The following is an 11,932-nucleotide window of genomic DNA, read 5'->3' on the forward strand; positions in this document are numbered from 1 at the left end:
GGAACAGGTTATGTGAATAGATAACCTGTTCCTTTTTTTTATTTTTCTTTCAAAAAATGGAAAAATAAGCAAATTTTTCTGTTGTAATTTGCGTATACGCAAGTTTTTTTGCATTACTCCTTTTCATTTGGCTTTTTTTTTCTTATAATCGAAAGGGTATGAGCGAAGGAGAGAACATATGAAGAAAAAACAGAAACAAAAATTATTAAATCAATTCCGTCCTTCATTGGATGGTGTAAGAGGACAGTTATTCCGTTCTCTAGAAGATGAAAGCTTGAGACGTTATGGTTTGCCATTACAAGTCATGCTTGATCCCAAAAACCGTCAAATCTTAACGATCGGATTAGCTGGAAAGACAAATGAAGATACACGAATCAACGTGCCTATCGATGATAATTTCAATACTGTATTAAAGCGGATCCGTTCGGGAGAAAACGGTATTTTCGAACGATTCCGTGACAATCTTCTTATTGAGATCGTATCTTACTGGAATGATCAACGATTGAAAAACGATGAACCAACTGCACAAACCGTTGCAACACCAGTGACAGAAGAAACAGTCAGTGTGCCAGAAGAAAAAGTGGAAGAACCAAAAGCGGACACAACTGAAAATACACGCTCAACTGATACGAATGCCGCTTTAAGTTTTGCTGATTTTTCAAAAGCTGTTGCTGAGTATCCTAAATTTTACACAGAACAAAATGAACAAGAAGTAGTTATTTATGAAAAAAATGCGGATGAACCTCGTAAGTTAGCAACTATTTCTATGACTGCTGAAAATGAATTTGTCATCGAAAAAGCACTTGAACGAAAATACAAAGTCAAATTGACTTTGATTCCTTTAATTGAACAATTTGCAGCGACAGCGATTACCGATAGATAAAAATTCTATTTGTCACAAAAGGCTGGAATCGAAGATTCCAGCCTTTTTAGTCATATAATAAATAGTTAATATTAAAAATATATATCCGAATATAACAATAGATTCGTGCTTTTTTCAATTTGTTTTTCTTGTCTATTGCATGTCCTCTCTGTGAATGACAAAGCGTTGTCTTTGCGCATGTTCCAAAGGTTGCATACGCAAAGGACGATTATCTAAATATATGTCGTTTTGCACAGTTAAGACTCGTTGGCTCCGAACACTTTGTAGATAATAAACATCCCCATTTACATGCTCTTCCCTAGCTGGTATCAATCGCCATCTTGCCCGAGTCAAGAAACCACCGATCATCTCTACGTCACGAGATGAGATATCTTCTGCTAGAAGATATCTTGGATTTGCCAGACTTCTTAGGATATATGATCTTGTCTGTTCATCATATTCGAAAATCCATTTTTGATTTGAATGACCTCGATTTCTAAATATGATCCCAGTATTGTTACTCTGATTCCAGTCTACTACTCTCCAAACATCTGCTTGACATTGAATAGAAGCGATATAGCCATGGTATTTGCCTCTGCTTTCAGTATCTTTTAATAAGCGATGATTGATGTCAATAATCGCATTGACGAGCTTTTCGCTTGGGTAATCGTTAGGAACGATTCCTATGTGTCTGATATTTCTATGTAATATACGACGATAGGTAAAAGGATTGGTTACTGCTGCCTACCCCTGTACGCCGCTCCAAAATCCGTTTGCACTTAAAAAATTGATATATTTAACACCATTCGTCCCTCTACTTTGATTTGCGCTATCAATTTGCTGCTCGACAGCCCATCGTTTATCATTTGGATTCACTGGATTCCAATAGTCTTGTATATCAAAACTTGACGGATAAGGGATTCCGACATTATTTCCCAAGAAATTACGAAAAATGACGATTTTTCCTCGTGTCTCGCTAAGAGTCGGATTAGCGTAAAGTAATCTCTCCAGCGACTATCTTGTAAATATCGTGTATTAAGAATATGGTTGAATGTATGGTCATTTTCACTACTGTATTCTTGTTTCAATCTCATATAGACTACTTCTTCAGGATTGTCACGAAGAAAGGCCACTGTTTTATTAAGTACATCACCGAAATTCTGGTTTAGATAGTACCTGTCGTGATGCATCGTAAAAACACCATCAATGGCACGTATATCTAAAAAACGTATTTCATTGTCAAGTTGCTTGCGGATGTCGATACTTTGTGTTCTCACATAATCACTGAGTCCTCCTCTATAAGTTGCTGTCGCTGAATTGTGTGTCCCTGGAATAGATAATTCTGATAGACGTACATCATCTCTTAACTGACTCATCCAATTCCGATTATATGTACGAGCTGTCCAAGATTCGGTAGTCATATTGGCATAAGAGATTGGGACTTTATAACCTAGTAAAAACACCCCAAAACAGATGCTCAGTAGTACGGTAAGTTTTTTCTTATTCATAAGTTCTCCATTCTTTTTTATTTTGTGCGCACACTTAATTATAGCTAGAAAAATATTCTAACAATGAACGCATTTTTCTCGTAAAAGAAAAAAGGCAAGATCTGCAGTAAATAAAATAACTGCAAATCTTGCTTTCTTCCTCTAAAGATACTTTTTTATTTTTCTCGGATTTTTTCCAATAGCTGTATAGCTGTCTGCTGATTCATCTTTTCTGCTTCACGTAATTTTTGCGCAACTTGCTCGATTTCCTCACCAACTGCCCCAATTGAGATCGCTAATGAACGAGCTTGAAGCCCCATGTGTCCTTTTTGGATTCCTTCTGTAACTAATGCTCGCAAAGCAGCAAGATTTTGAGCTAACCCTACAGCAGCCATTACTTGCGCTAGTTCCTTGGCTGAATCGACATCTAGCATAGCTAAGGATACTTTAGCTTTTGGCAGGATATTAGAAGCTCCGCCCACTGTAGCCACAGCCAAAGGCACTGTTAACTTCCCAACTAGTTTATTTTCTTTAATCTGCCAGTCTGTTAATCCTTGGTATAATCCGTTTCTTGCCGCATAGGCATGGATCGAAGCACTTACCGCACGTGTATCATTTCCTGTAGCTGCTACTACAGCTTCTATACCATTCATGATTCCTTTATTATGCGTCGCTGCACGATACGGATCAAGCTTCGCGTATTCCCCTGCTTGCTGGATTTTTTTAGCAATTTGTTCACCAATTTCTTTACTTCTTCCTAAGCGTTCAAAGGGGATTTCACAACAGGCAGAAGCCAACGATTCTGTAGCAAAATTACTTAAAATACTGAATAGAATCTCCTCCTCAGGGAACCATTCCCGTAATTTGTTTGCTACGCTCTCAAGAATCGAGTTGATCATGTTGGCACCCATTGCATCTTTTACATCCACTAAAAAATCAATAGATAGGTAGGCATGGAAACTTCCCATAAATTCCCGTGTAGAGATATCTTGAACACCGCCCCCGCGTTTCACGATGGAAGGATAGCTTTCATTTGCACAAAGAATCAGTTCTTCTTTTCGATGATTCACTGCATTGATCACTGCTTGATACTCCGATTTTCCTGATAGAACGATTTGTCCGCGCATCAGCCGTTGAGGTGTTTCTGCACAGATATTTCCGCAGATTTTTGCGCCATTGCTTGCAGCTGCAATAACAGATGGTTCTTCTGTAGCCATCGGGATCCATTTTTTCTTGCCATTGATTTGGAAATTTTGTGCAATGCCCATTGGGATTTCCACTTCGCTCACTTGGTTTTCAATCATATGATCTGAGAGCTCTTCAGAAAGTGTTTGTTCCTCAAAAATCAGTGCATTTTCCTGTGTCAATACACCTTTTTCGACTAATTGACTGCGCCGTTCAGATGGCGTGAGCTGATAGAACTTTTTTTTTTGCAAATCCTCACGTGTTTGCTCCGTATTCGCTTCTAACAAGACTGCCAAGCCTAAACCTCCGCCAACACATAATGAAGCAATCCCGTATCTCTTCTGCTCACGAAGCAATCCGTAAGCTAACGTGGTCAAAATCCGTGCACCACTTGCCCCAATTGGATGTCCTAATGCGATTGCTCCTCCATAGATATTGACCTTTTCTTCATCTAACTGTAGTTCTCGATTGACCACGATAGATGAAGCCGCAAATGCTTCATTGATTTCAAAAAGATCGATCGTTGGTAAAGCTATTCCTGCTTTATCTGTCAATTTTTGAATGGCTGTGATTGGAGCGATTCCCATGATGCTTGGATCAATACCAACTTCCGCTACTTCTTTGATGGTTGCCAAATAAGGCAGATTATTATTCTCTGCGTATTCTTTGGATGCAAGGATCACCACTGAGGCACCGTCATTCAATGGAGAAGCATTGCCTGCTGTTACTGTTCCTTCTTCCGAGAATACTGTACGTAATGTACCCAATTTTTCCAATGTACTATTTCCACGAACTGCTTCATCCTCAGATAACACGTCTTCAGCAGAAATCTTGAGCGGAATGATCTCCTCAGAAAACATGCCAGCTTCAACAGCTTGAGCTGCTTTCAATTGGGATGCCAAGGCATAACGATCCTGTTCTTCTCTGCTCACAGAAAATTGGGTTGCCACATTCTCTGCGGTTAATCCCATATGTGCATTTGAAAATGCGTCAGTCAATCCGTCGTTGACCATACTGGAAATTGGTTCGCCATATTCATTTGTTTCTGACTGATAGGGTTTCAGCATAGGTGCTTGTGACATACTCTCTGTTCCGCCTGCTACCACAAGCTCTGCTTCACCTAATTGGATCAGTTGACGTGCTAAAATCACTGCTTTCATACCAGATCCACAAACTTCATTGATTGTCATTGCAGGGACATCCACTGGGATACCGCTGTTCAAAGCAATTTGTCTAGCAACATTTTGACCATTACCAGCCTGCAGGACATTCCCGAATATTACTTGATCTATTTTATCTTTTTTCAGTTTTGTTTTATCTAATAATTCTTTGGTCACAAGTATGCCTAATTCAACTGCAGTAAATGAACTTAAACTTCCGCGATACTTTCCTATCGGCGTTCTTGCAGCATCTATCATTACGACTTCTTTCAAGTAAGCCACCTCCTACAAAAATATACCATTCTTTGCTATAAAAACAAATAGCTCTTGTTCCAGTTAGTTTTTTCTAAGATTAAATTTTAACAATCCTTAAATATTCGCTTTTTTATATTTCTTTTAATCTTTTTATGATACTTTAGTAAAGTAAGTTTTTTATCATGAGTAAAGAGGTGTTGAAATGAAAATAGGGATTGATCGTCTTTCCTTTTTTATTCCTAATTTATATTTAGATATGACAGAATTAGCAGAAAGCCGTGGAGATGACCCTGCAAAATATCATATCGGTATTGGTCAAGACCAAATGGCAGTCAATCGTGCGAATGAAGATATCATTACACTAGGGGCAAATGCTGCCAGCAAGATCGTGACAGAAAAAGACCGTGAGCAAATCGACATGGTCATCGTCGGAACAGAATCCGGGATTGACCATTCAAAAGCGAGTGCGGTAATTATCCACCATTTACTAAAAATCCAATCTTTTGCTCGTTCTTTTGAAGTAAAAGAAGCTTGCTACGGTGGCACCGCAGCTTTACACATGGCAAAAGAATATGTCAAAAATCATCCAGAACGAAAAGTACTAGTCATAGCAAGTGATATTGCTCGTTACGGCTTGGCAAGCGGGGGTGAAGTGACGCAAGGTGTCGGTGCTGTTGCGATGATGATCACTCAAAATCCGCGTATTTTATCGATTGAAGACGACAGCGTATTTCTGACAGAAGATATCTATGATTTCTGGCGTCCAGATTACAGTGAATTTCCTGTTGTCGATGGACCTTTATCTAATTCTACGTATATCGAATCGTTCCAAAAAGTTTGGAATCGACATAAAGAATTATCGGGTCGAGGACTCGAAGATTATCAAGCGATTGCTTTCCATATCCCATATACGAAGATGGGAAAAAAGGCATTGCAAAGCGTATTAGACCAAACAGATGAAGGAAATCAAGAACGGCTACTGGCTCGCTATGAAGAAAGCATTCGTTACAGCCGACGAATCGGTAATCTTTACACTGGTTCATTATACCTTGGACTAACTTCTCTACTGGAAAATTCGAAATCATTGCAGCCAGGAGACCGCATTGGTTTATTCAGCTACGGTTCTGGTGCAGTAAGTGAATTTTTTACAGGTTATCTGGAGGAAAACTATCAAGAATATCTCTTCGCGCAATCTCATCAAGAGATGCTGGATTCTCGAAAACGAATCTCTGTTGACGAATATGAAACGATTTTCAGCGAATCGCTTCCTGAACATGGAGAAAGCGCAGAATATACATCAGACGTACCTTTCTCGATTACAAAAATTGAAAATGATATTCGTTATTACAAAATATAATACACGCATAAAAAAGATCCCTTCACGAAATGTGAGGGGATCTTTTTTTGTCCTTGGACCAGAGAAGCAATCGATAGGTCAACCTAGTCGTACTGATGATTTCTTGTTTTTCACTGAATAGTTTGCGAATATATCTAGTCATAACAGGGTCTTTTGCGTACTCTTCATAGTACATCTTCATCCACTCTTCAGTAATTGATTCCTGTGCAAAATAAGTAAAATCTTTTTTCTTTACTTTGAATCCTTTATCAATTAAATATGATTCAAATTGATCCATGATAAATGGGGTTGTATTAGGATCTTCTTCTATCATTCCTAGTTGCTTTTCGATAGGATAAAAAACATCATCGATTGATTCCACTACTCTCATTATCACGCACCATTTGCTTGACTTTTTCATCAGTTTTTCTAATTGATTGGGATGTGTCAAAGCTGGGTTTGCTGCTGTAAAAACCACTTCATATGTCTCACTGGATTGGATAAATTCTTCTAATGATCGTTTGATAAAGGAAACATTTGATAAGTCAATTTTTTCTGCTTCTTTTTTTGCATTTGCTAACATTCCTGAAGAAAAATCAATCAAATCGTAGTGATTAACTTCTTTTGCTAAAGAAAGAAATCTGCCAGATCCTCCGGCAACGTCTGCTACTATTTCAGCAGGCAGGACTTTCTCCGACTTCAGATATTCTCTTACATCTTCTGCAATAGTTGTTTGTGATTCTTGCTGGATTTCATAATATTCTTCCGCAAAATCATCCCATTCTTTTTCATTCATTTGAATCCCTCTTACTTTTTGATTTTTGTTAGATATTTTCACTTTTCGGAATAAATAACTCTCCTCTTTTATCTATTATATCTCTTTTGATGAATAAAAAAATGTTTTGCTTTCCGTCTATTATAAATAAAAAAAGACTGTGACAAACGTCGTGTCACAGTCCCTTATTCCGAATAAACGGTGTTCAATCAGCTGACCTTCGGTATTAGCTCAACAAACGGCAAAATATGAGGAACTATTTTTCCGTTTGTTTCTCTAATACTCAGATCAGAACGCTGATTTCACAACCTCCTTGATTCGTTTTATTTATTTCCTTGTACTCGTACAATGATCAATTTCGTGATTTCCATCAAGATGATTGTCACAAGGGCGATTCCCATACATGTAAAGACTTCTGTCAATCCAAATGCTGATGGGATAGAGAAGACTTCTTTCAGTCCTGGAATCATTGTTAAGCAGTAAAGCGCGCTACATACAACTACAGCTAGTAAGACACTTCTGTTAGAGAAGAACCCTGCTTGGATAGCTGTTTGTGTATTTGAACGTGCTGGGAATGTTTGCAATGTCCGACACCAAATCAATGTTGAAAATGACATAGCTACACCGAATTCAGGTGAATGCTGCATGCCAAGCCATTGAGCGAAGATAACAGCAATCCCAATCAGCACACCACGATATGTTACAGAAATCAATGTTTTGTCCGTAAAGATTCCTGAATTTGGATCTCTTGGCGGACGGTTCATCGTAGCGGGTTCTGCTTTTTCTGTACCTAATGCAATCGCTGGCAGTGAGTCATTGACTAAATTGATGAACAGCAGTTGTAATGCTGTAAATGGATTGGACCAGTCAGCAACTAAGGCAAAGATGATCGCAATGATCGCACCTAAGTTTCCGGCAAATAGATAAGAAATAGCTTTCTTGATATTATCAAACACGTTACGTCCTACTTCTACTGCGCTGACAATAGAAGCAAAGTTGTCATCCGTCAATACCATCGCTGCTGCATCTTTTGCCACATCTGTACCAGTTCCCATAGCAATCCCGATGTCTGCTTGTTTCAATGCTGGTGCATCATTTACGCCATCACCTGTCATAGCGGAGATATGACCTTTATTTTGCCAAGCACGAACGATACGGATTTTATTTTCAGGAGAAACACGTGCATAAACGGTGACTTTTTCTAAAACTTCGTTTAGTTGCTCTTCTGTTAATTCATCTAATTCCGTTCCAGTCAGAGCTAAGTTTCCTTCTTCAAAAATCCCGATTTGTTTTGCGATAGCAACAGCTGTTGTTTTGTGATCACCAGTAATCATGATCGTTTTGATTCCTGCACTTCTTGCTTCTGTCACCGCTTGAGTGACTTCAGCACGTGGAGGATCGATCATAGCAAGCAAACCAACAAGGATCAAATCATCTTCATCTTCAAATGACAAATCAAAATTATCAAGTGGACGGTAAGCAAAAGCTAGTACACGTAATGCTCGTGTTGAAAAAGCTTCATTTTGCTCTTGGAATTTTTTCATCAATTCATCCGTCATCGGAACAACTTCGCCATTCAGTAATACCTTTTTACTGCGTTGGAAGACGATATCTGGTCCCCCTTTGACAAATAAGTAATTTTCGTTATCGATCGTGTGTCCAGTAGACATCAATTTTCGATCTGAGTCAAAAGGAAGTTCTGCTTGTCTTGGGTAGTTGTTTCGAATTTCCTGATAAGGCTGGTTTAGTTTTTCACTAAAATCGATAAACGCTACTTCCGTAGGGTCGCCCAATTTAGTCCCATCTTCACTGATTGATGCATCATTCGCTAAGACACTGATTTCAATCAAACGACGTTCGTCAGCTGTCCACTTTGAAGGATCGTTTGTGAAATCTCCAGTATCGCCATTTCCTAAAAAGTAGTCAACAACTGTCATTTTGTTTTGTGTCAATGTACCCGTTTTATCTGTACAGATGATACTTGTCGAACCAAGTGTCTCAACTGCTGGAAGTTTTCGGATAATGGCATGACGTTTCGCCATTTTATTCGTTCCCAAAGATAACACGATTGTTACGATAGACTGTAATGCTTCTGGAATAGCAGCTACGGCTACGGCTACGGCAAACATCACTGCGCTGACGATATCTGCAGTCATATCTCCTGTACCTTCTCCAAGATAAATACGGAACAATTGGATACCTAAAATCAGTAGAGATAATGCCAAAATAGCCAGACTTAATTTTTTACTGAATTTATCCAGACCTCGTTGTAACGGAGTGACTTGCTCAGTTGTTGATTCCAAAAGACCAGCAACTTGTCCGATCTCCGTATTGTTCCCAGTTGAAGTCACTAAGAATTTACCGCGTCCGTAAGTTACGATCGTTCCACTGAATACCATATTCGTACGATCACCGATTGGAACAGTACTTGTGATATCCATTACTTCTTTTTCTGCGGAAGTCGACTCTCCTGTCAGCATGCCTTCATCTACTTTTAATGAACCCGCATCTAGTAATCGTCCATCAGCAGGTACATAATCGCCTGCGTCTAACAACACGATATCCCCTACGACAAGTTCGTTTGCCGGAATCGTTTTTTCTTTACCGTCACGAATCACTCGAGCATCAGGTGCTGAAAGATTTTTCAATGCCTCTAAAGAACCTTCTGCTTTTTTTGTTTGGACAACACTGATGATAGAATTCAACATCAACACTGCTAAAATAACTAAGAATTCGATGTAGTCTCCCATGACCATCTGAATCAGTGCGACAATCAGCAATACGATAACCATTGCATCTTTGAAGGTTTCTAAGAACAATTTCCAAGTTGGCTTCTTCGGCTTTTCTTTTAGCTGGTTCAAGCCATCTCTTTCTAATTTTTCCTTCGCTTGCGTGGTGCTCAATCCATCGGTTGAGCTCTGCGTTTGCTGCATCAACGAGTCGATCGTTTCTTTATAGACCGCTTGTTGTGCTTGTTCCTTGTTTTCCAAATTTCATCCCCCATTTTTTGATCTCGGTCCTAGTCCTGTCTGAAAAAAAAGAGACCTAAGACAAATACGCATTTGTCTTAGGTCTCACCATTTCATACAATACCAGAAAACCATTTGGTTAACTTACTGTTGATATTATCGCAACAAAATGTTGCCGGTTACTCCCCTAAGGAGATATTCAACTGTACTAATATCCTACCTTATTAAGCTACAAAAAGCAACTACTTTAGCCCGATTTACCTACATTTTCATGAAAAGAGTGAAAAGTATATTCACCTTGGTAGGCTTCTTTCTTCTATCATGCTATACTAATGTTATTGTATGTAAGGAGGAACATTTTTGTGGTATCTAGTATTATAACCGCCCTTTATCTATTGAATGCACTTATTGCTTTAGTGGCTATCTTGATCAAACCCCGAGATGTAGCAGCTATTTGGGCATGGCTCTTAGTATTATTTGCCCTTCCTGGGGTGGGTTTTGTATTATATTTATTTTTCGGACGTGGATTAACGGATAAGAAAAAATTCTATCTCCGACAAAGTGACTTGAAAGAATTAGAAAACTTTCAGTCTTTTAGAGGAGATACCATTGAACATTACGATCCTGACATGGGCGACAAAGACAAACAACAATTTGTCGACTTCTTCTCTTCATTAAATCGTATGCCGCTGACAAGAATGAATTCTGTCACTCTTCTCACAGACGGACAAAAGAAATTAGATTCACTGCTTCAAGATCTAAAAAAAGCCAAACATTCGATCCATATCGAATATTACGCATTTGTGACAGATACTATCGGTCAGCAAGTCTTACGCGTTTTAGAAGAAAAAGCCGCAGAAGGCGTAGAAGTTCGTATATTATATGATGCATTTGGCTCCCATGGCACAAAAGCAAAAGATTTCAATCGTCTAATCAAAAATGGTGGACATGTCCATACATTTGTTACCTCGCAAAAAGCATTGCTTCGTTTCCGATTGAATTACCATGATCACCGGAAAATCGTTGTGATCGATGGAAAGATCAGTTACACCGGTGGCTTCAACATTGCCAATCAGTATGTAAATACGACAAAAAAATTCGGCTATTGGCGTGATACGCATATACGGATTTTCGGTGCCGCTTCTTCTTTGCTTCAACTTCGTTTTTTAACAGACTGGAACGTCTCAGTACCTGAAGAAAAAAAGGTCGGCTATCATTTGAATTATTTCTTTAAAAAAGCAGATCAAGACGAATCCAAACTTGCTGATACGTCCATCCAGCTTGTCTCAAGCGGACCAAATAACGAACGCGAACAAATCAAGCTTTCGTTTATCAAATTGATTACTTCTGCTAAAAAACGTGTTTGGATACAGACACCTTACCTCGTTCCTGATGAAAGTGTCATTGCTGCTTTGAAAATCGCAACTGCTTCTGGTGTCGATGTAAAAATCATGATCCCCAATAAACCGGATCATCCTTTTATTTATCGAGCAACACAATATTATGCTCGTCAGCTCATCAAGGAAAACGTACAAATCCTTGTCTATGAGAATGGCTTCCTCCATGCAAAAACATTGATAATGGATGATGAAATCTGCATGGTAGGTTCAGCAAATCAAGATATTCGTAGCTACCGATTGAATTTTGAAACAAGTGCTGTCATCTACGATCCTGAGTTTTTAGAAGAACTTGCTACTCAGTTTAAAGAAGATGAGACACATTGTTCACCAATGACGACTGAAACAGTGAAGGAAATGTCTAACTGGCTGTTATTCAAACAACAAATTTCTCGATTATTTTCTCCAATCTTATAATTTTTCCATTCAAGTAGAGAAAAGAGGCTGTGACAAAACGTGTCACAACCTCTTTTTCTGAATAAACGGTGTTCAATCAGCTGACCTTC

8 protein-coding genes are annotated in these 11,932 nt (G+C 38.8%); 3 read left to right on the forward strand and 5 right to left on the reverse strand.

Features of this window, described 5'->3' with window-relative positions; genetic code table 11:
- The first annotated feature begins 178 nt into the window (after window positions 1-178).
- On the forward strand, window positions 179-883 hold the full coding sequence (locus HMPREF2961_RS04495; RefSeq protein ID WP_002290126.1) for a hypothetical protein: 705 nt from the start codon (window positions 179-181) through the stop codon (window positions 881-883).
- Between the two features lie 132 nt (window positions 884-1,015).
- Here the strand turns inward: HMPREF2961_RS04495 and HMPREF2961_RS15650 are convergent, their stop codons facing one another.
- From HMPREF2961_RS15650 to HMPREF2961_RS14490, 3 genes are all read right to left on the reverse strand, one after another.
- Complete coding sequence (locus HMPREF2961_RS15650) at window positions 1,016-1,231, reverse strand: RICIN domain-containing protein (RefSeq protein ID WP_123837990.1); 216 nt, start codon at window positions 1,229-1,231, stop codon at window positions 1,016-1,018.
- Window positions 1,232-1,734: 503 nt separating this feature from the next.
- A complete protein-coding gene (locus HMPREF2961_RS15655) occupies window positions 1,735-2,325 on the reverse strand; it encodes a phosphatidylinositol-specific phospholipase C domain-containing protein (RefSeq protein ID WP_223261073.1) in 591 nt (196 codons plus the stop codon).
- A gap of 200 nt (window positions 2,326-2,525) precedes the next feature.
- Complete coding sequence (locus HMPREF2961_RS14490; RefSeq protein ID WP_083314204.1) at window positions 2,526-4,967, reverse strand: hydroxymethylglutaryl-CoA reductase, degradative; 2,442 nt, start codon at window positions 4,965-4,967, stop codon at window positions 2,526-2,528.
- Between the two features lie 184 nt (window positions 4,968-5,151).
- Here HMPREF2961_RS14490 and HMPREF2961_RS04515 point away from each other — a divergent pair, with 184 nt between their 5' ends.
- Complete coding sequence (locus tag HMPREF2961_RS04515) at window positions 5,152-6,306, forward strand: hydroxymethylglutaryl-CoA synthase (protein ID WP_002335590.1); 1,155 nt, start codon at window positions 5,152-5,154, stop codon at window positions 6,304-6,306.
- Window positions 6,307-6,328: 22 nt separating this feature from the next.
- Here HMPREF2961_RS04515 and HMPREF2961_RS04520 read toward each other — a convergent pair whose 3' ends face one another.
- Together HMPREF2961_RS04520 and HMPREF2961_RS04525 are read right to left on the reverse strand one after the other, a co-directional pair.
- A complete protein-coding gene (locus HMPREF2961_RS04520) occupies window positions 6,329-7,081 on the reverse strand; it encodes a class I SAM-dependent methyltransferase (protein ID WP_002315232.1) in 753 nt (250 codons plus the stop codon).
- A gap of 302 nt (window positions 7,082-7,383) precedes the next feature.
- Complete coding sequence (locus HMPREF2961_RS04525) at window positions 7,384-10,050, reverse strand: cation-translocating P-type ATPase (RefSeq protein WP_024636181.1); 2,667 nt, start codon at window positions 10,048-10,050, stop codon at window positions 7,384-7,386.
- 311 nt (window positions 10,051-10,361) lie between these two features.
- Here HMPREF2961_RS04525 and cls point away from each other — a divergent pair, with 311 nt between their 5' ends.
- A complete protein-coding gene (gene cls, locus HMPREF2961_RS04530) occupies window positions 10,362-11,843 on the forward strand; it encodes a cardiolipin synthase (RefSeq protein WP_156272189.1) in 1,482 nt (493 codons plus the stop codon).
- The last annotated feature ends 89 nt before the right edge of the window (window positions 11,844-11,932 follow it).

This window comes from Enterococcus sp. HMSC076E04 (assembly GCF_001814285.1).
In the GTDB taxonomy this organism is placed as follows: domain Bacteria; phylum Bacillota; class Bacilli; order Lactobacillales; family Enterococcaceae; genus Enterococcus_B; species Enterococcus_B lactis.

What these genes read in the sequence shown, in the direction of transcription:
- HMPREF2961_RS04495 (WP_002290126.1), top strand. Translation starts at nt 179, where the DNA reads ATGAAGAAAAAACAGAAACAAAAATTATTAAATCAATTCCGTCCTTCA.
- HMPREF2961_RS15650 (WP_123837990.1), bottom strand. Translation starts at nt 1,231, where the DNA reads ATGATCGGTGGTTTCTTGACTCGGGCAAGATGGCGATTGATACCAGCT.
- HMPREF2961_RS04515 (WP_002335590.1), top strand. Translation starts at nt 5,152, where the DNA reads ATGAAAATAGGGATTGATCGTCTTTCCTTTTTTATTCCTAATTTATAT.
- HMPREF2961_RS04520 (WP_002315232.1), bottom strand. Translation starts at nt 7,081, where the DNA reads ATGAATGAAAAAGAATGGGATGATTTTGCGGAAGAATATTATGAAATC.
- cls (WP_156272189.1), top strand. Translation starts at nt 10,362, where the DNA reads ATGTTATTGTATGTAAGGAGGAACATTTTTGTGGTATCTAGTATTATA.